The 21951-nt window shown below is 41.2% G+C and carries 17 protein-coding genes and 1 pseudogene; 9 read left to right on the top strand and 9 right to left on the bottom strand.

What is annotated here, in order from left to right:
• Positions 1-13 precede the first annotated feature (13 nt).
• Complete coding sequence (locus ACKI4H_RS11195; protein WP_407305741.1) at positions 14-370, top strand: hypothetical protein; 357 nt, start codon at positions 14-16, stop codon at positions 368-370.
• A gap of 50 nt (positions 371-420) precedes the next feature.
• Here ACKI4H_RS11195 and mscL read toward each other — a convergent pair whose 3' ends face one another.
• Both mscL and typA read right to left on the bottom strand, forming a co-directional pair.
• Positions 421-855, bottom strand: coding sequence for a large conductance mechanosensitive channel protein MscL (mscL, locus tag ACKI4H_RS11190; protein ID WP_407305739.1), 435 nt, complete (start codon positions 853-855; stop codon positions 421-423).
• A 223-nt stretch (positions 856-1078) separates the two neighbouring features.
• On the bottom strand, positions 1079-2914 hold the full coding sequence (typA, locus tag ACKI4H_RS11185; RefSeq protein ID WP_131317827.1) for a translational GTPase TypA: 1836 nt from the start codon (positions 2912-2914) through the stop codon (positions 1079-1081).
• A 173-nt stretch (positions 2915-3087) separates the two neighbouring features.
• Here typA and ACKI4H_RS11180 point away from each other — a divergent pair, with 173 nt between their 5' ends.
• From ACKI4H_RS11180 to ACKI4H_RS11170, 3 genes are all read left to right on the top strand, one after another.
• Entirely contained in the window at positions 3088-4458 is a 1371-nt protein-coding gene (locus ACKI4H_RS11180; RefSeq protein WP_407305737.1) for a uracil-xanthine permease family protein, read from the top strand.
• A gap of 65 nt (positions 4459-4523) precedes the next feature.
• Positions 4524-5558 carry a methyltransferase gene (locus ACKI4H_RS11175; RefSeq protein ID WP_407305735.1) on the top strand — a complete coding sequence of 345 codons (1035 nt, stop codon included), beginning with the start codon at positions 4524-4526 and terminating at the stop codon, positions 5556-5558.
• Positions 5558-7024, top strand: a complete 1467-nt coding sequence (locus ACKI4H_RS11170) for an amino acid permease (RefSeq protein WP_407305733.1) — start codon at positions 5558-5560, stop codon at positions 7022-7024. The genes ACKI4H_RS11175 and ACKI4H_RS11170 overlap by 1 nt, the downstream gene beginning before the upstream one ends.
• Positions 7025-7070: 46 nt before the next feature.
• On the opposite strand, the gene ACKI4H_RS11165 is transcribed toward ACKI4H_RS11170, so the two are convergent.
• Both ACKI4H_RS11165 and omp38 read right to left on the bottom strand, forming a co-directional pair.
• Positions 7071-7910, bottom strand: coding sequence for an alpha/beta fold hydrolase (locus tag ACKI4H_RS11165; protein ID WP_407305731.1), 840 nt, complete (start codon positions 7908-7910; stop codon positions 7071-7073).
• A gap of 141 nt (positions 7911-8051) precedes the next feature.
• Entirely contained in the window at positions 8052-9188 is a 1137-nt protein-coding gene (omp38, locus tag ACKI4H_RS11160; RefSeq protein ID WP_407305729.1) for an outer membrane protein Omp38, read from the bottom strand.
• A 376-nt stretch (positions 9189-9564) separates the two neighbouring features.
• Here omp38 and ACKI4H_RS11155 point away from each other — a divergent pair, with 376 nt between their 5' ends.
• From ACKI4H_RS11155 to ACKI4H_RS11145, 3 genes are all read left to right on the top strand, one after another.
• Positions 9565-10086 (top strand): GspH/FimT family pseudopilin, encoded by a 522-nt coding sequence (locus tag ACKI4H_RS11155; RefSeq protein WP_407305727.1) that lies wholly within the window; start codon positions 9565-9567, stop codon positions 10084-10086.
• A gap of 114 nt (positions 10087-10200) precedes the next feature.
• Entirely contained in the window at positions 10201-11376 is a 1176-nt protein-coding gene (locus tag ACKI4H_RS11150; protein ID WP_407305725.1) for a thiolase family protein, read from the top strand.
• A 210-nt stretch (positions 11377-11586) separates the two neighbouring features.
• Complete coding sequence (locus ACKI4H_RS11145) at positions 11587-12036, top strand: VOC family protein (RefSeq protein ID WP_407305723.1); 450 nt, start codon at positions 11587-11589, stop codon at positions 12034-12036.
• 65 nt (positions 12037-12101) lie between these two features.
• On the opposite strand, the gene ACKI4H_RS11140 is transcribed toward ACKI4H_RS11145, so the two are convergent.
• The 5 genes from ACKI4H_RS11140 to ACKI4H_RS11120 form a co-directional block, all read right to left on the bottom strand.
• Positions 12102-12587 carry a DUF934 domain-containing protein gene (locus ACKI4H_RS11140; RefSeq protein WP_407305721.1) on the bottom strand — a complete coding sequence of 162 codons (486 nt, stop codon included), beginning with the start codon at positions 12585-12587 and terminating at the stop codon, positions 12102-12104.
• On the bottom strand, positions 12580-14223 hold the full coding sequence (locus tag ACKI4H_RS11135) for a nitrite/sulfite reductase (protein ID WP_407305719.1): 1644 nt from the start codon (positions 14221-14223) through the stop codon (positions 12580-12582). The genes ACKI4H_RS11140 and ACKI4H_RS11135 overlap by 8 nt, the downstream gene beginning before the upstream one ends.
• Before the next feature lie 330 nt (positions 14224-14553).
• Positions 14554-16962 carry a glucose/quinate/shikimate family membrane-bound PQQ-dependent dehydrogenase gene (locus tag ACKI4H_RS11130; RefSeq protein WP_407305717.1) on the bottom strand — a complete coding sequence of 803 codons (2409 nt, stop codon included), beginning with the start codon at positions 16960-16962 and terminating at the stop codon, positions 14554-14556.
• Between the two features lie 169 nt (positions 16963-17131).
• Positions 17132-18397, bottom strand: a complete 1266-nt coding sequence (locus tag ACKI4H_RS11125) for a carbohydrate porin (protein ID WP_407305715.1) — start codon at positions 18395-18397, stop codon at positions 17132-17134.
• A 140-nt stretch (positions 18398-18537) separates the two neighbouring features.
• Complete coding sequence (locus tag ACKI4H_RS11120; protein WP_407305756.1) at positions 18538-19656, bottom strand: CaiB/BaiF CoA transferase family protein; 1119 nt, start codon at positions 19654-19656, stop codon at positions 18538-18540.
• A 210-nt stretch (positions 19657-19866) separates the two neighbouring features.
• Here ACKI4H_RS11120 and ACKI4H_RS11115 point away from each other — a divergent pair, with 210 nt between their 5' ends.
• Both ACKI4H_RS11115 and ACKI4H_RS11110 read left to right on the top strand, forming a co-directional pair.
• Positions 19867-20877: an AraC family transcriptional regulator gene (locus ACKI4H_RS11115; RefSeq protein ID WP_407305713.1), complete on the top strand. Its 1011-nt coding sequence runs from the start codon at positions 19867-19869 to the stop codon at positions 20875-20877.
• Between the two features lie 165 nt (positions 20878-21042).
• Positions 21043-21813: pseudogene (locus ACKI4H_RS11110) on the top strand (beta-ketoacyl synthase N-terminal-like domain-containing protein); the annotation flags it as partial.
• Positions 21814-21951: the final 138 nt, after the last annotated feature.

The following is a 21951-nucleotide window of genomic DNA, read 5'->3' as shown; positions in this document are numbered from 1 at the left end:
ACAGGAATAAAAAATGGGGATGTATTCGTATATTCGTTTAGCTGTCTTAAATATCAAAGATGGTCAAGTAATTTCAACTCAAGAAAAAAATGAAATTATCCAAATACTTTATAAAGATCGCGAGGCAGATCCAAATAGCTTTGCAGAAATGGCCTTTGATTTAAACGGCAATATTAATGATAGTGTTCCTTGGTACGATGTCGAAGAAAATATTAAAACTTTCAGTGAAAAATATCCTGAACATATTTTTATTGTTCGTCAAAGAAGTGCAGAAGAGGAATTTGAAGAAGAAGGACCATATTACTCATCCTTTAATGCGGGGAATTCAGTGCAATTAAAAGATGAATATATTCATTTAGCATTTAATTGAGCTTTCATAAAAAACGGCACATTAAAGTGCCGTTGTTTGTATAAATAAAATTACAGTGGTGGACGTTTTTTCAATTCATCACGAATTTCGCGAAGTAATTCGATATCGGCTGGAGTGGTTTCTGTTTCCTCTACCGGTCCTTCCTGTTTACGTAAACGATTCATGAGTTTAACCAGTAAGAAAACTACCCAAGCCAGAATAAGGAAGTTTAAGAAAACGGTTAAAAAGTTACCGTAAGTTAAAACATTCACCCCCGCTTTTTGCAAGGCATCTAAAGTTTGCAAATTATCTGGATTACGTCCTAAGACAAAAAACTTTTGTGTGAAGTCTATGCCACCGGTGATCACTGAGAGTAAAGGCATAATAATGTCGTTCACCAATGAATCAATGATTTTATTGAACGCACCACCAATGATGACACCAATTGCTAAATCCATCATATTGCCTTTGAGGGCAAATTCTTTAAATTCTTGAACAATACTCATGTCTTTTTCCTCTTTATCTTAAAACTATTCTTTTTAATTAAATATTTCGAGAACTGTATTGCATGGCAGGGCTTTTATAACAGTTCAAAATTCCTTGTAATTTACTCGGAATTATTTCTTTTGAATATATGGAATTGCCAATTACAAACAAAAAAATGCTACCAATAAATTGATAGCATTTTTTCATAATATCGCTCTAAATGAGCAAGCTTATTTTTAAATCTTATTTACCACGGTTACGTTTACGTTCGCCTTCAGTCAACCAACGTTTACGAATACGGATTGATTTAGGGGTTACTTCAACTAGTTCATCATCTTCAATGAATTCAAGCGCTTGTTCAAGCGTGTATTCAATTGCAGGAACTAACGTCAACGCTTCATCTGTACCAGATGCACGTACGTTGGTTAACTGTTTCGCCTTGGTTGGGTTCACAGCCATGTCGTCAGAACGTGAGTTAATACCTACGATCATTCCTTCATAAACTTCTAACTGAGGACGTGCAAATAGACGACCACGGTCTTGCAGTGTGAACAATGCATAGCCAAGACACACACCTTGAACCATAGAAACCAACACACCGTTTTGACGTTTCGCAACAGTACCTGGTTTAGCAGGACCATAATGCGAGAAGCTTGAAGTCATGATCCCTGTACCAGAAGTCATGGTTAGGTATTCCGAACGGAAACCAATCAAGCCACGTGAAGGAACAGTTGCTTCAATACGGATACGGCCTTTACCGTCTACTTCCATATTGGTCATTTCGCCTTTACGGAAGCCCATTTGTTCCATAACGAAACCTTGGTGCTGTTCTTCAACGTCAAAAGTTACGTTTTCAAACGGTTCTTGCATTTGACCATCAACTTCTTTCATGATCACTTGCGGACGTGATACGCCCATTTCGAAGCCTTCACGACGCATGTTTTCAATCAGAACTGAAAGGTGAAGTTCACCACGGCCAGATACTTTGAAACGGTCTGGACTGTCAGTATCTTCAACACGTAATGCCACGTTGTGGATCAATTCGCGATCAAGACGCTCACGGATATTACGTGAAGTTACAAATTTACCTTCTTTACCAGCAAACGGTGAGTTGTTTACTTGGAAAGTCATGGTCACTGTAGGTTCATCTACAGAAAGTGGAGGAAGTGCTTCAACAGCTTTCGGATCACAAATTGTGTCAGAAATGTTTAATGCATCGATACCTGTTACACAAACGATATCACCTGCATTTGCTTCTTCGATATCTACACGGTCAAGACCATGGTAGCCCATGATTTTTAGGATACGACCGTTACGAGTCTTACCTTCTTTATCAATCACAGTGACTTGTGTATTCAATTTTACTGAACCACGTTGAATACGGCCAATACCGATTACACCTACGAAACTGTTGTAGTCAAGAGATGAAACCTGCATTTGGAATGGACCATCAACGTCAACTGCTGGCGGCTCAACGATGTCTACGATTGTTTGGAACAATGGAGTCATGTCGTCAGCAAGTTCTTCTGGAGAAGGACCAGCAACACCACGAAGACCAGATGCATAAACGATTGGGAAATCTAACTGTTCGTCAGAAGCACCCAAGTTATCGAACAAGTCAAATACTTGGTCAATTACCCAGTCTGGACGCGCACTTGGTTTATCAACTTTATTGATAATTACGATTGGTTTCAAACCACGTGCGAACGCTTTTTGCGTTACGAAACGAGTTTGTGGCATTGGACCTTCTTGTGAGTCTACAAGAAGCAATACACAGTCAACCATAGACATTACACGTTCAACTTCACCACCGAAGTCAGCATGTCCCGGGGTGTCCACAATGTTAATGCGGTATTCTGTGTTAGTACGTGCATCAGTCCATTTAATTGCAGTATTTTTTGCAAGAATGGTAATACCACGTTCGCTTTCAATAGCGCCAGAATCCATGACACGCTCGATCTCACCCGCGCGATCACCGAGAGCACCTGATTGTTGTAAAAGTTTGTCTACAAGAGTGGTTTTACCATGATCGACGTGCGCAATAATGGCGATGTTACGGAGAGTTTTAATATCTGACATGTAAATTCGATGCGTATTTAATTTGAGGGCAAATTATACAGAAAAATACAAAGTTTTAGTAGTGACAGTTTATTGACAGTTACAAGTTTTTTTAACAAATCAGGCTTTTTTTCATTTGTAATGTACTGTAACTCGATTAGAATAACGACAAATTGCTGCTGTACCTGTCTTACATGTCTGATTTAAATAACTCTCCCGAGCAACAAGATCGTCTTGATTTGGTCTATGGATTGAACGATCGTCCTCAACCATTCATCGCTTTCTTAGCTGCATTGCAACATTTACTTGCAATTATTGTCCCTATTGTCACGCCTGGTTTGCTGATTTGTTTAGCTCTTGGTGTTTCAAGAGAAGACACGAACATGATTCTTTCGATGTCTTTGGTGATCTCGGGTATTGCGACTTTTCTACAATGCAAAAAAGTTGGCCCTTTTGGCGCCGGCTTGCTGATTGTTCAAGGCACCAGCTTTAACTTTATTGGCCCAATTATTGGTATTGGCTCAGCTATGGTTGCTGCGGGCACCCCAGTTGAAGCCGTCATGGCTTCTATTTTTGGCGTGGTGATTGCAGGCTCATTTATTGAAATGGGTGTTTCACGCATTTTACCCTGGGTAAAAAAACTCATTACACCATTGGTGACAGGTATTGTTGTCCTGCTGATCGGTTTAACCTTGATTAAAGAAGGTTTAATCAGCATGGGAGGCGGTTATCAGGCAATGAGTGACAAAACTTTCGCTAACGCAGATAACCTGATCATGTCATGTACCGTACTGGCGATCATTATTATTTTGAATCGTATCCGTATTACCTGGGTAAAAAGTTCAGCGATTTTGATTGCATTAATTATTGGCTATATGCTCGCCGGCTTTATGGGACATTTGGATTTTTCCGGTGTGAAAGATGCACCTCTTGTTCAAATTCCCACCCCGATGCACTTTGGTTTAAGTTTCTCTTGGAGCTTATTTATTCCAATGGCATTTATTTACCTGGTGACATCGCTAGAAGCGATTGGAGATATCACCGCGACGTCCAAAATTTCAAACCAACCGGTAGATGGTCCGAAATGGATGCAGCGTATTAAAGGTGGTGTACTTGTAAATGGTGCAAATTCTTTCTTGGCCGGTATTTTCAATACTTTCCCAAGTTCCGTTTTTGCACAAAATAATGGTGTCATTCAATTAACGGGTGTTGCCAGCCGTTATGTGGGCATCTGGATTGCTGCATTACTGGTCATTCTGGGCTTACTTCCTGCTGTTGCCGGTGTAATCCAAGCAGTTCCGCAAGCCGTTCTGGGTGGTGCTGTTATGGTGATGTTTGGTGCTGTTGCTGCTTCGGGAATTAATATTCTTTCAGGGGTACAACTTGACCGTCGTGCCTTGTTGATTATTGCAATCTCGCTTGCCCTTGGGTTAGGGGTTGCACAAGTGCCACAAATTCTTGAGCACCTCCCTGAACTATTCCGTAACATCTTCAGTTCTGGTGTTGCGACAGGCGGTATTGCAGCATTGTTATTAAATATTATTCTTCCTGAATCGAAGAAATAATTTCATTTCAGCATCAACTCTGCCCAGCATTGTCTGGGCAGAGTTTTTCAATGGCGAGATAAAAAATGGATCCAAGAAGTGAAGTTGTCATTCGACAGCATGAATATCTTTCTGGACGTGTATTGCTGGTTAATGCACCGACGGATGATTTACTTTCTAATTTAGAAAAAGATATCACTCCGTGTTTGTGGACATGGAATAATAATGAATTTCAATATTTTCAGTCGCAGCAAGCCCATGTACATTTTGGTGTTGACCTTCCTGAAGGCAGTTTTGATCAAGCGATCATTTTTGTGCCAAAATCAAAAGAATTATTAAACTATCTTCTCCATAATGTCGTAAGCCGCTTAGGTCTGGGTGCCTCTATTTTTCTGGTCGGTGAAAAAAAAGCCGGGGTCGAACGTGCAGCCAAGCAGTTACAGCCTTATGGCAAAGCACTTAAACTTGACAGCGCACGCCATTGCCAAATGTGGCAAGTCACCCTTGACTCCACAGTGACTGCGAAAGCCTTGGCAGACTGGGCGCAAGAATATACAGTAGGGACACCTAAAGGTGATTTAACCATTTGCGCCCTTCCAGGTGTATTTAGTCAAAATCGTTTAGATGTGGGTACAGCAGTATTGTTGCCTTTTTTATCACAAGTGACTTCGGGTAAAATTGCCGACTTTGGCTGTGGTGCGGGCGTAATCAGTGCTTATTTAGCCAAATTAAATCCGAAAAATCGAATTTTTGCGATGGATGTTGATGCTTTTGCATTGGCTTCTACTCGCATGACCTTTGAAAAAAATGGTCTTTCACCAGAGCAACTTGAAATTACCGCAGTAACAGGTATTGAAGATGCGCCGCTATTCTTGCATGCCATCGTCAGCAACCCCCCTTTCCATCAGGGTATCCAGACCGATTACAACGCCAGTGAAAGTTTATGTAAAACGTCACGACGTCATTTAAAATCGGGCGGCGAATTATGGATTGTGGCAAACCGCTTTCTGAATTATCCATTATTAATTGAGCAGAATTTTGGTCAATGTACGACTAAAGCAGATCAACAAGGCTTTAAAGTGCTGTTCGCCAAGACTCAAAAGAATGTTAAGGAACAATGATGAGCGAAACAGATCAACCGCATCTACAGCGTAAGCTTGGTGCTCGCCATCTCAACATGATCGCTATTGGTGGTTCCATCGGTACTGGTTTATTCTTGGCTTCTGGTGCAACCATTGCCAATGCAGGTCCCGGTGGTGCATTACTTGCTTATGCCCTTATTGGTTTAATGATTTATTTCTTAATGACGAGTTTGGGCGAACTAGCCACGCACAACCCCACTTCAGGTGCATTTTTCACCTATGGGACTAAATATGTGGAAGGTGGATTTGGGTTCGCTTTAGGCTGGAACTATTGGTATAACTGGGCTATTACCGTTGCTTTTGAACTGGTTGCAGTACAGTTTATTATGAAATTCTGGTTCCCGGATATTCCAGGTTTCTACTGGAGTGCCATTTTCCTTGCCATTATTTTTAGTATTAACGCCTTAACAGTTAAAGGCTTTGGTGAAACTGAATTCTTATTCTCTTTGGTCAAGGTCATTGCGATTATTGTGTTTATCATTATTGGTATTGCCATGATTGCCAAAATCATGCTGACACCGAACATGGTGACCTTCTCAAACTGGACCAAAGGTGATGCACCCTTTGTTGGCGGCTTACAAGCCATGATTGGTGTAGCGATGATTGCCGGCTTCTCGTTTCAGGGAACCGAGATGGTGGGTGTTGCCGCGGGTGAATCGAAAGATCCTAAAAAGACTATTCCTGTTGCCATTAAGCAAATTTTCTGGCGTATTTTATTGTTCTATGTGGTGTGTATTTTCATTATCGGCACCTTAGTTTCCTATGATGATCCTCGTCTATTACAAGCTGCTGCAAGTGACAACATTACTCTTTCACCTTTTACATTATTGTATGAAAAGGCAGGTTTTGCTTTTGCTGCAGGTTTAATGAATGCGGTGATTCTGACTGCAATATTGTCTGCAGGCAATTCAGGTATGTATTCATCCACCCGTATGCTTTTCGATATGGCACGTCAGGGCCGCGCACCAAAATGGTTTGCTAAGCTTGACCCTCGTGGCGTACCGATGAATGCACTTTATGCCACCACAGCAATTGCTGCGCTGTGTTTCCTAACCACATTTATTGGCGAACAAGAAGTTTTTAACTGGCTGCTCAACATGTCAGGTATGTGTGGTTTTATAGTCTGGTTGGGCATTGCCATTTCACATTACCGCTTCCGTAAAGGCTATTTAGCACAAGGCTATAAACTCGAAGATTTAGCTTATAAAGCTAAATTCTTCCCTTTTGCACCTTGGTTTGCATTCATTCTCTGCTCAATCATTATTCTCGGTCAGAACTACGAAGCACTGATTGGGGGGGGAATTGATTGGTTAGGTTTACTTTCAACCTATATTAGTATTCCACTATTTCTTGTGATCTGGTTAGGTTATAAATGGAAAAATAAAACCAAATTAATCCCATATCAAGAAATGGATGTTCAACCGGTAAACGTAGAACGTGATTAAACATCTGCTTCAATAAAAAAACAGCCAGAAGGCTGTTTTTTTATTTCTATAATATTGAAGAGTCATTTGCCAAAAATTGTTTTAAAGCAAAACTGACTTCATTTTTATGGGTCGTACACAAACCATGTGGTGCATCTTTAATTTGCTCTTCTATACCATGTTTTAAAAGCTTCACTGCCTGTTGACTGCAAATTCCCGGCGGCACAATTTCATCTGCAGTTCCATAAAGTACCAAAGTCGGTACAGTAATCTGTTTTAAATCTTCACGTAAATCGGTTTCTGAAAAAGCCTCAATACTATCGTAATGCGCTTTGATTGAACCTTGCATTGCGATACGCCAAAAATTTTGCACCACACCTTCTGAAATTTTATGGAGAAATTTGTCATAACCATAAAATTTTCTAGCAAAATCCAGATAAAAATCAGCTCTGTTATCCAATAAATTTGCACGCATTTCATCAAACACTTCTGGATCAACGCCATCTGGATAATCGTCTCGCTTAATCATTAACGGAGTCACAGCAGCAATCAATGCAAGTTTAGTGACCTTCTGCTGTCCATATTTTGTCGTATAACGTGTGACTACCGCACCCCCTGTAGAATGTCCGACTAAAGTAAAATTATCCAAATTTAAATATTCAACCAATTGATGTAAATCTTCCGCATATTGGTCGATGGTATGTCCATCCCAAGGCTGACTTGACCTCCCATGTCCACGCCGATCAAATGCAATGACCCGATAGCCATGCTCAGCTAGAAATAACATCTGGTCTTCAAAAGCATCACACGATAAAGGCCACCCATGTGAAAAGACAACGACAGCACCTTTTCCCCAATCTTTATAATAAATTGAGGTGCCATCTTTAGTCGTTAATATTTGGGTCATGATTTCACCCTCTTTTTATTGTATAAGGACATTTATTAGAACAAGATAAAAATAAAACAGTGTATTAAACAAGTTATGCTTATGTAGCAGATATAAAAAAAGCAGCCCTAAGGCTGCTTTCTAGCTCAGTTCAATAATTAATTATTGAACTTGAGTTGGTTCAGCAATAACTGTACGGCTACCAGAAATAGTCGCGAATACACGACGGTTCATAGCACGGCCTTCTTTAGTAGTGTTGTCAGCAATCGGTTGATCCCAAGCAAAACCTTGAGTAGACAAGCGAGCTGGGTCTACATTGTATTCATTTACAAGTGCAGATTTAACAGAGTTAGCACGAGCTAGAGATAAACGTTCGTTCAATGCACGTGGACCAGTGTTATCTGTATGGCCATCGATACGAGCAGTAGCGTTTGGATATTCAACTAACTTCTCAGCAACTTTAGCAATTTCTGGTTTGTATTGATCTTTGATGTTTGATTTGTTTGTATCAAAGAACACACGAAGTTCCATGTTAAGGTCTTCAGTCAACTCTGTTGGTTGAACTGGAGCTACAGGTTCAACTGGAGCAACTTCAACTACAGGAGCAGCTGGTTTCAAGTGACCACCTAGAACGACATTAAGACCAGCTAAAGCTGTGTAGTTCCAGAATTCCTCATCAAAGTTATAAGTACCACGACCTTCAGCACGCAAAGATAGTGCATCATTCACACGATAGAATGCACCGATACCTGCATTCGCTAGTGTACCTTCTTCCGTGTCACCACGGTTACGACGTACTGGAGCTGTTGGGCTGTTAGTACGATCAACACCAGTAAATTTGTATTTGTAGTGACCTGCACCACCTAATACATAAGGCTTGAATTTGCTGTCGTAGTCTTTAGTGATTAAATCAGAAGTAACGTAGAAGTTACCATTGATTTGAGTTTGTTTATATTCAGCACCCTCTGCAACTTTACTCGCATCAGCTCTAGTTGCACCCGGGAAGTCAGCAAGATCAATTGCATTAAGTGACTGGTTAACATCACCTTTTACTTGGTTATATTCAGCTTCAAAACCTAACCATGGAGTTAATTCAACACCAAGCGCAGCACCAACGAACAAGTCGTCTTGCATCTCGCCTTGACCAAGTTTAGAAGATAACAAATGAGATTGACCATTGTTGTGTTTAGTATCTTGCCAAGTATAACCCAGCATTAATGGTGTAATAGTTACGCCAGCGTTAGCAGCAGCCAAAGGTGCAGCAACGAGCATTGCTAATGCAATACGACTCATTTTCATGAAATTATCCTCCAGAGATAAAATTGTTTTCAAGTTCAAGCTCAAGCCTAAATTTGGGCTATTTTGAGATGGGCTTTCTAATACCCCAGTTTTATTTTTAAGCCATTCACTTTTGAATCATACAAACACTTTAATTCTTTTCCAAGTGCTTGATAATTTTAATCAAGTAAATTATTGACAAAATTACTTACAATTTCCGTTGTAATTCGGTAATTTTTTACTCAATTTATTTTTGTGAATAGCTTATTGTCACTTGCCAATTATTTTAACAGCTTTCTTAAAAGTTGAGTAATAAATCTTACTTGCTAAAAAAACGATTAAAAACAAAATATTAACAACATAAATAATTAAAAAAACATATTATAAGGTTAATTTAATGATTCCTATACAAAAAAAGGGTTTTACACTGGTTGAACTGATCGTTACGCTCGCTATTTTAGCAATCATGATGACTATGGCCTTACCTTATTTTCATGACATAATGGCCAAACAGGAAATTAAAAATATTACCCATAAACTTATCTCAAGCATTCAACTGGCGAAATCACATGCTGCTATACACCACACCAATGTCGTCATCTGTCCTAGCCAAAACAAAATAAACTGCCAGGCAAGCTATTGGAATTCAGGTTTTATTGTCTTTTTAGATACCAATAAAAATAGACAGGTGGATACTCAGGAAAAAATTATCTATACAGAATCAACTGAGCTGAAATATGGAAATTTAGACTGGAGAGGTACTTTAAGTATTCCAAGTTTAACTTTCCAGGCCTCAAATGGACTTCCGAATGGATCAAATGGCAGTTTTTATTATTGTTCTACTTATCAACAAACCCACTATAAAATTTTATTGAGCCGTATGGGGCATACTCGTATTGAGAATCCCTTAACTTGCTAAAAACTTGTCAGTCTAAAGGTGTAGAACAAACTGACTTTATTCCTGCTCATTTTTCAATATACTGCTTATGTTTGGAAAACAATCCACTAAAAAGTAAATCTCGGAGAGAAAAAAATGACAGGCATAGTAATTGTAAATGGGGCACGTACAGCTATGGGTGGTTTTCAAGGTAGCTTAGCGGGTCTAAATGCACCCGAACTTGGAGCAGCTTCAATTAAAGCAGCCATTGCTCGTGCAGGATTACAACCAACTGATGTCGAAGAAGTCATTATGGGCTGCGTGCTGCCTGCCGGCTTAAAGCAAGGTCCTGCACGTCAGGCAATGCGTCAAGCCGGACTACCTGATTCAACTGGTGCAGTCACCATCAATAAACTTTGTGGTTCAGGTATGAAAGCCGTGATGCAAGCTGCCGATATGATTAAAGCCGGTTCTGCTGAAATTGTAGTTGCAGGTGGCATGGAATCAATGAGCAATGCACCTTATATATTAACCAAAGCACGTGCAGGTTACCGCATGGGCCATGGTGATGTGAAAGATCACATGTTCCTCGACGGCCTTGAAGATGCTGAAACAGGTCGCCTGATGGGTTCATTTGCTCAGGATATGGCGAATACCCGTGGCTATACCCGTGAACAAATGGATGACTTTGCCATTCGCTCATTGGAACGTGCTCAAACTGCAGTGAATGAAGGCTACTTTGCTGATGAAATCGCGCCTGTTACAATCTCTACCCGCAAAGGTGATGTAGTAGTGGATAAAGATGAGCAACCTTTTAATGCCAACATTGCAAAAATTCCAACGCTCCGCCCTGCTTTTGCCAAAGACGGTACGATTACGGCTGCCAATGCTAGCTCAATTTCTGATGGTGCTTCTGCACTCGTTTTAACCTCGAGTGATAATGCAGCTGCAAAAGGTTTAACCCCTTTGGCGAAAATTGTCGCTTATGCATCAAATTCGCAGCACCCTTCTGAATTTACCATTGCTCCAGTCGGTGCGATTCAAAAAGTTTTAAATAAAACCGGTTGGGATGCGCAAAAGGTTGACCTTTGGGAAATTAATGAAGCATTTGCCATGGTGACCATGTGTCCTATGGATGATTTCAAGCTTGATTCAGCTAAAGTGAATATTAATGGTGGTGCATGTGCGCTTGGTCATCCAGTTGGTTCAACAGGCTCACGTATTATTTTGACTTTGATTCACGCCTTAAAACGTACAGGTGGCAAGAAAGGAATTGCTGCGCTGTGTATTGGTGGTGGTGAAGCAACTGCGGTGGCGATTGAGCTTCTATAAAAAATCTCCCTTTCTAAAGGTGAGCAGCATTGCTGCGCAAGAGAGGGATTTAAAGATATTTCCATATCCCTCTCTCTAATTCTCTCCCATAGGGAGAGAGGACAAAAAGTCCCTCTTTTGAGGGATTTTTTTATGCTTACACTTTTGATTTTTTATTGTGCTTAAGCCTGCTAAATTAGAAGGATCAAAACAACAAAAACAGGCATCCCTATGCAACTTAATCATTACCTCAATTTCCAAGGTGAAACTGAAGCTGCCTTTAATTTTTATAAATCAGTTTTTGGAGGCGAATTTTCGAATCTTACCCGTTATGGTGAAATGCCGCCTGAAGAAGGTGTCACACTATCTGAAGCAGATAAAAATCTCATTCTTCATGTTTCGCTACCCATCAACGAATATACAGAACTGATGGCATCCGATACCAATGATCAATTCTGTGCGCAAACCCATACGGTTTTCACCCAAGGTAATAACCACTATATTTCAATTAATTTCAATGCCAATGAACAAGCAGAAGCACAACGTTTATTTGATGCTTTATCTGTGAATGGACAAATTGAAATGCCCTTAGAAAAAACCTTTTGGGGCGCACTGTATGGGGCTTTTACCGATCAGTTTGGAATTAAATGGATGATCAATTGTCAATTAGAAGAAATGTAATATTTTCTTTAAACACAAAAAAACCGGAATCAATCCGGCTTTTTTTTACAGCAGCTTAATTGAAATTAAGCACCTGTCTGATAGTGGGCTTGTGTAACCGCAGTCGATGCCTGATACGGATTTTTAAAATCATTTAAACCCGCAGCAGCTTCCTGAATATCTTTACCTTCTTTAACCACGAAAGTATCGAAGCCTGAACGTTTTAAATAGTTCAATACATCTTTAAAGATATCACCAGTCGCACGAAGCTCCCCCTGATAACCTTGGCGGCGTAAAAGTGCTGCAAATGAATAGCCACGACCATCATTAAAGCCTGCAAACTCGACAAAGATTGCATCAAGCTGATCCAGCGGAAATTCATTGACTTCAGGAGATGCATCTACAGTGATGTAAAGCGCTTTTTTACCTGAAACATTGGCAATTTGATCTAACTGTTCAACAGTTAAAATCACGTCACCTTGAGGTAATACGCCATCTTCACCAATCAATTGATAGGTATTGTCTGTAATCGTACCATCTTTAGAGAGCACTTGTAGTGCGGTATTAAGCATATGCACGCTCCTTGAATGGTTGAATGCCAACACGACGATAGGTTTCGATAAATTCTTCACCGTCAGCACGCAAATCAAGATAAGTATTCAGGATTTCTTCGATCACATCCGGTACACGGTCTGCTGCAAATGATGGCCCTAAGATGTCACCGATTGAAGCATCATGATCGGCATTACCACCTAAAGTGATTTGGTAGAATTCAGCACCTTTTTTATCAACCCCTAAAATACCGATATTGCCGACATGATGATGACCGCAGGCATTCATACAACCTGATATGTTCAAGTCGATGTGACCGAGGTTATATACGGTATCCAAGTCATCAAAACGGCGAGAGATCGCTTCAGAAATTGGAATCGATTTCGCATTTGCCAATGAGCAAAAGTCACCGCCCGGGCAGCAAATGATATCGGTTAAGAAACCAATATGTGCACGTGCAAGGTTGTTCTTTTCAAGAATAGTCCATAATTCGAACAGGTCTTTTTGCGGCACATCAACCAGTGAAATATTCTGTTCGTGTGTGGTACGAAGTTCACCAAACGTATATTTGTCTGCAAGATCTGCAATCAAATTCATTTCTTCAACGGTCATATCACCAGGGGCAATACCGGCACGTTTCAGTGAAATCGTAACAATACGATAGCCTTTCACTGTATGTGCGTTAGTATTGATGTTAAACCATTGCTTGAATTTTGGATGCGCAGCAAACTGTTCAGAGAAATCTTCATCTGCATAATCTTGATAATTAAATGGCGTGAATTCTTCATCCAGTTTTTTCAAGATTTCAGGCTGAATTTTCAAGGTCTGAATGGTATGGGCAAATTCGGCTTCAACTTTTTCAGCAAATACTGCAGGCGTTAAAGCTTTCACCAAAATTTTGATACGTGCTTTATATTTGTTGTCACGGCGACCATGCAAGTTATACACACGTAAAACTGCTTCTAAGTAAGCAATTAAATCTTCACGCGGCAAGAAGTCACGAATAAAACTACCAATGACTGGTGTACGGCCCAAGCCACCACCAACTTTAATTTTATAGCCAATCTCGCCTGCTTCATTTTTCACGATATACACACCGATATCATGGAATGAAACCGCTGCACGGTCTGTTTCAGCCAGTGCAGACACCGCAATTTTAAATTTACGCGGCAAGAAAGCAAATTCCGGGTGGAAGGTTGACCATTGACGAATCAATTCACAGGTTGGACGCGGGTCAGCAATTTCACCGGCAACCACACCTGCATACTGGTCAGTTGTAGTATTACGAATACAGTTACCCGATGTTTGAATGGCATGCATTTGTACAGTTGCAAGCTCTGCCAACATGTCAGGCACATTTTCTAGTGCAGGCCAGTTAAACTGAATATTTTGACGTGTTGATACATGTGCATAACCACGGTCATATTCTTTAGCCAAATCCGAAATTTTACGAAGCTGGTTCGAGTTCATCAGACCATAAGGCACAGCAATACGTAACATTGGCGCATAGCGTTGCACGTATAAACCATTTTGCAGACGTAGCGGACGATATTCATCTTCCGTCAATTTACCCGCTAAATAACGTTCCGTTTGGTCACGGAACTGTGCAACACGTTCATTGATCAGTTGCTGATCGAAATCAGTATATAAATACATGGCGTACAGCTAGTAGGTTCATTATAACGGCTGACAGCATAACGAGATTTAAACTATCAACAAAATGCGTTTTTTACATATTTAATAGCGGTTTTATTGATAAGCATGTCTGGATTTCAATGAGATAACCAGTTACAGCCAAATCCTGCTGCTTTTAACCAGATTTGATGTTGTTTTCACTTGTTTATCATTATTTTTCATATAAAGAATAAATCTGAAAATCCCCTCTGTAAATACGCCTATTTTTATATGAGAAATTTAAATTTTAAAAAATGATTAAATTGACTCGATAAAAAAGCCCGACGAATCGGGCTTTTTAAATTTTAATGATTATTTCTTTTGATCAGGTAAAGCATAGGCTACTAAATAGTCACCCATTTTAGTACCGAATGAGCCATGACCACCGGCCATAATCACAATGTATTGTTTACCGTTAATTTCATAGGTCATTGGAGTCGCCTGTCCACCTGCTGGTAAACGGCCTTCCCACAATTGATCACCATTGGTCACATTGAAGGCACGGATATAGTTATCCTGAGTACCAGCAACGAACATCACGTTACCTGCTGTAGAAATTGAACCACCTAAGCCAGGAACACCAATTTTAAGTGCTGGCAACTGGAACAGGTTCGGTAAGCTGTCGCGGATTGTACCGATACGTTTTTTCCAAACCACGTCATGTGTATTTAGATCAACACCCGCTACAAAGCCCCAAGCTGGCTGTTTACAAGGTAAACCCAGTGGTGACAGGAACGCTTTAATTTCTACACCGTAAGGCACGCCGTACATCGGCTGAACACCCGCTTCAGTACCTGCACCTTTCGCTGTCTGTTTACGGTTCGGGTCTGCAGGAATCAGTTTAGACACAAATGGCAAACCAATGGGGTTCATCAAGGCAACTTGACGGTCTTGATTGACCGACATACCTCCCCATTCAAACACACCCAGATTACCCGGGAACACCAGAGTACCGTTTTCAGAAGGCGGGGTATAAATGCCATCATAGTTCAATGATTTGAAGTAAACACGACACATCAACTGGTCAAACATGGTTGCGCCCCACATTTGCTTGTCCGTCAATTTATCTTGGGGTGCCAGATCAAAATCCGAGAACGGTTGTGTTGGTGAATAATGTTCACCTTTGGTTTGTGGACCCCGTTGTACAGTTTGTGGCACAGCACGTTCTTCAATCGGAACGATTGCTTCACCGGTACGACGGTCTAGAACAAAGACATTCCCTGTTTTAGTCAACACATAAATAGCAGGGACAATATTGCCTGATTTGTCTTTGATGTCAGCTAGAGAAGGCTGTGAGGGTACATCCATATCCCACAAATCGTGATGTGTAGTTTGGAAGTTCCAGATCAACTTACCTGTTGAAGCATTGATCGCAAGCATTGAATTTGCATAACGCTCATCAAGTTCAGTACGGTTACCACCCCAAATATCCGGAGTACCCACACCTGTTGGCACATAAACGATGTCTAGTTTTTCGTCATAAGCCAAAGGTGTCCAGGCATTTGGTGAGTTTTGAACATATTTTTGACCCGGAGCCGGGATAAGATTTGGATCTTCTGCGCCGGTATCAAATACCCAAAGAAGTTCACCGGTGTTTACGTCATAACCACGGATTACACCAGAAGGTTCTTTTGTAGAGTAGTTATCGGTGGTTGAACCACCAATGATGATAGTCGTACCGGTAACGACTGGAGGTGAAGTGGGTATATAACCGCCTGGATACGGGAATGGCATATCTTTTTGAAGATCGACTTCACCATTTTTACCAAAGTCGGTACAACGCTGACCATTGTCTGCATTGATTGCCACAAGACGACCATCATTTACAGGAAGAATGACTTTACGTGGACAAAGTGTCGACGTTGAGCGTTTGCTTTCTAAGCTTTTTGCGAATTGAACAGTGTTGTTCGCATCAAAATAAGAAACACCACGACAGGTTAAATGCTGGAAGGTGTTATCCGCTTTTAACTTAGGATCGAAACTCCATTTTTCCTTACCTGTAGCAGGATCAAGCGCAATCAGACGTTGATGTGTCGTACACATAAACAGGTTGTTGCCAATTTTAATTGGCGTTACCTCATTGGTGGTTTCGCCCGAGTCATTCTCAGTTTTCATTTCGCCAGTACGGAACGTCCAGGCAACTTGTAAATCTTTAACGTTGTCGCTGTTAATTTGATTTAACGGAGAATAACGCACACCTGCTTGAGTACGACCATACGCAGGCCAATCTTCAGGTGCTACACCAGCAATGGTTTGCGCTTGTTTAGGCTGTTCAGTTTTAATTTCACCATTAATTTCTTGTGGGTCATTAAAAATTGAATAAATCATCACAACAATAGCAATGATCAAAGTACCAGACAATGCAATTTTACCTGTTTTAGCATCACTGATCCCGCGAGAAACCGCAGGAATCAACAGCCACAAACCCAGTAAACCCAAGATATCGAAACGTGGTGCAAGTGCCCAGAAGTCAGTACCTGCTTCCCAGACACCCCAAATGACCGTACCCAGCATTAATGCGGCATAGACCCAAAATGCTTTCGAATTCGATTTCTTAAGAAAAACCGCTGTTACCAATAATAATAAACCGGCAACGATGTAATAAATTGACCCGCCTAGCACTGCTAGCCAGATACCGCCTATCAGCAGAATTAACGCAAATATCGCCAAAATAATGACGCTAAATGTACGCATTCCTGTTCCTGTAGATGGATTACTCATATTAACCACCTTAATCTTTGATTTTTAGTATGGTTAATCAAAAAGATTCTTCATAACCCTTTTGATTAACCGTATGTACATCAGTTACAAAAACCAGACTCTTTAAAAAAAATTAGAGGTAATCACAGTTGGTGATGACCTCTCAATTTTTTAAGATGCTGTATGAACCTTAGAATGCAGTTTGGAACTTGATTCCGCCAACCCATGCATTTTCGCCATTCTTATACGCACCGACATGACGAATGTATTGAACGTTTGGACGGATCGTTAACCAGTTGTTTGCATGTAAACCGTAATAAATTTCTGCATCAATTTCTTCACTACGTTGATCATTCAGATCATCGTTCATGTTGATACGTGCAACACCAACGGCAATTTCGTCTTTAGGACGAGAATCCATCGCGCCTTTATAAACAAGACCCATGTTTTGCATATCGCTCACATTGTTGGTTTCAGAATCATGAACCGTTAAATTCACAAAACCGGTTAAACCACGAGAAGCGTCACCTTTATGTGCAGTCAGTTGTTGCTTCGCAACAACCCAACCACCTTGATGATGATCTTTTTGATCATTATTACTAATTACATCTGCATCAGCAGTACTGTAGTAATAACCGGCACGGTATTCACCTAGAAGTTTTTCAGTACCGACTTTCGGAGTCCAAACTACTTCTGCCGGAATGATCGCGCCTTTTGAACCATCTGTGCTTAAGTTAAAGCCTTTACCGCGTTCCAAATTCTCAGGGTTGTATTCATATACGCCGACTTGCGCATAAACTTCTGGAGTGACGTTATATTTCACACGTGCAGCCCATTGGCTTATGGGCCAGTTGTACCACTGATCGCCAACCCAGTTGCCCACTTGTGAACCACAAAGCGCCAGGTTCTGGAAATCACAGTCAAAGCTATTGAAGTCTTCACCTTCACCAAAACGACCGACTTTTACATCTAACTTCTGCTCCAAGAATTTTTTCTTGATCCAGAAATCAGTTAGACGCCAAGTCTGACCACGGCCCCACACTTCTTGTGCAGAACTTAAATGGCCATTTTCCACACCAGTAGATTGACCATTTAAAGCATCAGAGGTATTTGAAAGGTTACGGCCATTCCGTTCAGTTAGGGTAATTTGAGCTTCGGTATCTTTCCAGCCAGCAATCTTTTCCAAGTCTAAGTGAGCACCAATTGCAAACTGGTCTGCATATTCAGTTCCGTGACTTGAGGCATATTTTGCATCGAGCAAAGTGGCCATTTCACCGGTATAACCGAAGCTGAAATCGTAGCCTTGTTTTTGCAATGCAGTACGCTGACCATTCCAGTCACCGAGCATCCACGGGCTTTCTGCATCAAATGCATCACTTGCATGTGCTGCAGAAACACTAGATAAGAAGGCAGTTAATGCAACAAAAACTGCCTTAGCTTGGAGAGAAAAGTGCATATAAGAAACCATGATATATTTATATGTATTTTGTATATATTACACCTATTTTTTGTGACTCACGTTAACTTTTGCTTCACATCCTTTAACCAGTTAGCTAAATAATTTTAACTATTTGATAAAAAATAATAAAAAATCAATTACCATTTTCCTTCCCCGAGTCGCTGTCCAGCGAAGTTATAGACATTTTTTGACCGGGAAAACTTAATTGGACAGCTTAACTGTTGCTCTGTCTGTTCTGAATTTGTATCCAAAGGCACCTCAACTGTCCACTGTCGTTGCTGCGCAAGTTCCGAATCAAGCGCCTCATCCAAATACATTACCGGCTCAACGCAAACGTCTTGCGCTACGAAAATCGCCTGCCATTCAGCAAAAGCCTTAGATTTTATTTTATCCTGAATGGCCTGCTTAACCAGTTGCCGATCTGCCTCATCGAAAGAAGCGCCTTTTTCTAGAAGTAATGGAAGTTCCAAAATCGTGGCCAAGTCAGACATGAACTGAGGCTCTAAACTGCCGACAGATAAGTAACGACTATCTTGGGTCTGATAATAATCATAAAAAGTTCCGCCATTTAAATGCCCTTTTTCAGCATATTGTTTGCTTTTTCCAGCCAGTGATGCTGCAGCAGCCATATTATTTAAGGTCACCACACAGTCGGTCATCGAAATATCAATATATTGACCCTGTCCGCTGTGTTGCCGTTCAATCACCGCAGACAGAATTCCAATCACTGCATGAAAAGAGCCACCTGCTACATCTGCAATCTGAATACCCATGGGTGGCGGACCCCTGTCTTGCCGACCGCTATGTCCTGAAATTCCAGAAAGTGCGAGATAATTGATGTCATGACCTGCTTTATCTTTATAAAGTCCGGTTTGCCCATAACCGGTAATGGAACAATAAATCAGTCGCGGGTTAATTTCGGCCAGAGTGGCATAGTCCAAACCCAGCCGTTGCATGACCCCGGGTCTAAACTGCTCAACCACAATGTCAAATTCAGAAATTTTCTGCTTAATGGCAGCAATAGTTTCAGGATCTTTTAAATCTAGGGCAATGGACTGCTTATTCCGATTCAAATAACTATGCGCAGTCGCTTGTCCATTGGCATACGGTGGAAGTAAACGAATTAAATCCGGGCGTGTTGGCGATTCCACATGGATGACTTCTGCCCCCATGTCTGCCAGATATAATGTGGCGAATGGTCCAGGCAAAAGCGTGGAAAAATCGAGAACTTTTAATCCTTTTAAAGCACCGTCCATGTTCTTTTTACTCACTTCATGTTGATTTTTCACCCATATTAGAAATATAAATGCAACAAAACAATGTCATGTTCAGCCATTTACCTTGATCATTTCGGCAATTTAATATGTAAATAAGGTAAAACATCTATTGTAAATTGCCACCCCAACACTTTTTAGCGTCATTTAGGTCAACAGCAAGTGAATACAAAAGAGACTGAAGGATTTAACATGAGTCGCGATACAATTAGTATCCATTTCGTAAATGCGGCTCTAACAGGCGTGAAACGCCTAGGAATGGACGTCGAAACTCTATTGTCGCATGTCGGCATAGAGGCAGAATTGCTACGTCAGCCTAAAGCGCGTATCTCTCCGGAACAATACACACGCTTTATTCGAATGTTGTGGATGGTGACCCAGGACGAACATGTCGGCTTCGATATTCAACCGCGCCGTTTGGGCACTTTCGCCATTATGTGTCAGTTGATTATTCACGCGAAAACTTTAGGAGAGGCTTTAGAGCTTTCGTCACAATTTTATAAACTGTTTGGTGATGAATGGTCGGTAACTTTGGAACGTGACAAGCATGAAGCGCGCCTTGTTCCACTGATTCCAAGAAGCATGGATCCAGATCATTTCATTACTGAAAGCATGCTCATGATTTGGCATGGTCTGGCATCTTGGTTAATTGAACGCCGTATTCCACTGGAACGCGTGCATTTTGGCTATCCCCGTCCTGCCCAGGCCGATGAATACGATGCATTGTTCTTTGCACCGGTAATGCAATTTGATGCACCTCGTACCGAAATTACATTTGCAGCAGATTATCTGGATTTACCGCTTCGTCAAACTGAAGAAAATCTGGAAGAATTCTTAAAGGCTGCACCTGCTCAGTTACTGGTCAAGTTCAAAAACACCAACTCTTTAACATCACGTATTCGTGAAGTCCTCAAGAGCCAGATTGGTGAAGAAATGCCAACTTTGAATGATGTGGCATCTATGCTGTACTTGTCTCCACAAACTTTACGTCGTCGTTTGGCTGCTGAAGGTAAAAGCTATCAAGGTGTTAAAGATGCATTACGCCGTGATGCTGCCATTCACCTTTTACTCAACCCAGGTTTAACCCTGGAAGATGTAGCACAACAAGTCGGTTTCAGCGAGACCAGTACTTTCCACCGTGCATTTAAGAAATGGACCGGAGTCACCCCGGGACTGTATCGCCAATTACACGGCTATCATTAAGCTTTTAGATTCATCGCAGTTTCTCCGCCCAGACTCATATGTCTGGGCTTTTTTTATTGGCAAAAAAATTCATTTGATCTGATCCGTTCTCGTCATTGCACTTCAAAAATTAATCATTACACTCGAAAAGTATAACAATTTAAAAGTCATAACAAAGGAACAGCTATGAGCGAGGCCTACATCATAGATGCCATTCGCACACCACGCGGAAAAGGTAAAAAGGACGGTTCACTCTATCAGGTGAAACCGATTACCCTACTCACCACTTTGCTCAATGAACTGAAAGACCGTCATCAACTCGATACTTCTAAAGTAGATGATATTGTATTGGGCTGTGTCACACCGATTGGTGATCAAGGTGCAGATATTGCCAAAACAGCGGCTATTGCTGCAGGTTGGGACAATGATGTAGCCGGTGTGCAAATCAACCGTTTCTGTGCCTCAGGATTGGAAGCGGTGAATATGGCTGCCATGAAAGTACGTTCCGGTTGGGAAGATATTGTGGTGGCTGGTGGTGTTGAATCGATGTCGCGTGTGCCGATGGGATCGGATGGCGGTCCTTGGGCACTTGATCCTGAAACCAATATGGCATGTGACTTTATTCCACAAGGTATTGGTGCTGACCTGATTGCGACCATTGATGGTTATAGTCGCGCAGATGTAGATACTTTTGCCGAAAACTCACAAAAGAAAGCCGCCGCAGCTCAAACAGCTGGCTATTTCAATCAATCGATTGTGCCAGTCAAAGACAAAGCCGGGGTAGTGATCTTGGACAAAGATGAATTTATTAAACCGACGACTACAGCAGAAGGTTTAGCCAAACTCAATCCAAGTTTTACCATGATGGGGCAAATGGGCTTCGATGCAATTGCCCTGGATAGGGGAGGAGTATGTGCAAAAGCGGTAGGCCTTCATGAAGTATACAGGGGATGTGGCTAGGACTACGAATTAATGGACGTTGAGGACGAACTCGAGATACTGAACGAGTATAAGTCGGATCGTAGCCATGTCGTTCTGTGAGCCAAGGAGTTGATAATATGCCTTGTCTTCCTAAGACCGCTTGGCCTCCGACTT

It is taken from the genome of Acinetobacter sp. (assembly GCF_045628685.1).
Taxonomy (GTDB): Bacteria; Pseudomonadota; Gammaproteobacteria; order Pseudomonadales; family Moraxellaceae; genus Acinetobacter.
This window is presented reverse-complemented; position numbering and strand designations above follow the sequence as displayed.

Excerpts from the sequence above, each read along its gene's own strand:
- ACKI4H_RS11195 (WP_407305741.1), top strand. The coding sequence starts at position 14 with ATGGGGATGTATTCGTATATTCGTTTAGCTGTCTTAAATATCAAAGAT.
- mscL (WP_407305739.1), bottom strand. The coding sequence starts at position 855 with ATGAGTATTGTTCAAGAATTTAAAGAATTTGCCCTCAAAGGCAATATG.
- typA (WP_131317827.1), bottom strand. The coding sequence starts at position 2,914 with ATGTCAGATATTAAAACTCTCCGTAACATCGCCATTATTGCGCACGTC.
- ACKI4H_RS11180 (WP_407305737.1), top strand. The coding sequence starts at position 3,088 with ATGTCTGATTTAAATAACTCTCCCGAGCAACAAGATCGTCTTGATTTG.
- ACKI4H_RS11175 (WP_407305735.1), top strand. The coding sequence starts at position 4,524 with ATGGATCCAAGAAGTGAAGTTGTCATTCGACAGCATGAATATCTTTCT.
- ACKI4H_RS11170 (WP_407305733.1), top strand. The coding sequence starts at position 5,558 with ATGAGCGAAACAGATCAACCGCATCTACAGCGTAAGCTTGGTGCTCGC.
- ACKI4H_RS11165 (WP_407305731.1), bottom strand. The coding sequence starts at position 7,910 with ATGACCCAAATATTAACGACTAAAGATGGCACCTCAATTTATTATAAA.
- omp38 (WP_407305729.1), bottom strand. The coding sequence starts at position 9,188 with ATGAAAATGAGTCGTATTGCATTAGCAATGCTCGTTGCTGCACCTTTG.
- ACKI4H_RS11155 (WP_407305727.1), top strand. The coding sequence starts at position 9,565 with ATGATTCCTATACAAAAAAAGGGTTTTACACTGGTTGAACTGATCGTT.
- ACKI4H_RS11150 (WP_407305725.1), top strand. The coding sequence starts at position 10,201 with ATGACAGGCATAGTAATTGTAAATGGGGCACGTACAGCTATGGGTGGT.
- ACKI4H_RS11145 (WP_407305723.1), top strand. The coding sequence starts at position 11,587 with ATGCAACTTAATCATTACCTCAATTTCCAAGGTGAAACTGAAGCTGCC.
- ACKI4H_RS11140 (WP_407305721.1), bottom strand. The coding sequence starts at position 12,587 with ATGCTTAATACCGCACTACAAGTGCTCTCTAAAGATGGTACGATTACA.
- ACKI4H_RS11135 (WP_407305719.1), bottom strand. The coding sequence starts at position 14,223 with ATGTATTTATATACTGATTTCGATCAGCAACTGATCAATGAACGTGTT.
- ACKI4H_RS11130 (WP_407305717.1), bottom strand. The coding sequence starts at position 16,962 with ATGAGTAATCCATCTACAGGAACAGGAATGCGTACATTTAGCGTCATT.
- ACKI4H_RS11125 (WP_407305715.1), bottom strand. The coding sequence starts at position 18,397 with ATGCACTTTTCTCTCCAAGCTAAGGCAGTTTTTGTTGCATTAACTGCC.
- ACKI4H_RS11120 (WP_407305756.1), bottom strand. The coding sequence starts at position 19,656 with ATGGACGGTGCTTTAAAAGGATTAAAAGTTCTCGATTTTTCCACGCTT.
- ACKI4H_RS11115 (WP_407305713.1), top strand. The coding sequence starts at position 19,867 with ATGAGTCGCGATACAATTAGTATCCATTTCGTAAATGCGGCTCTAACA.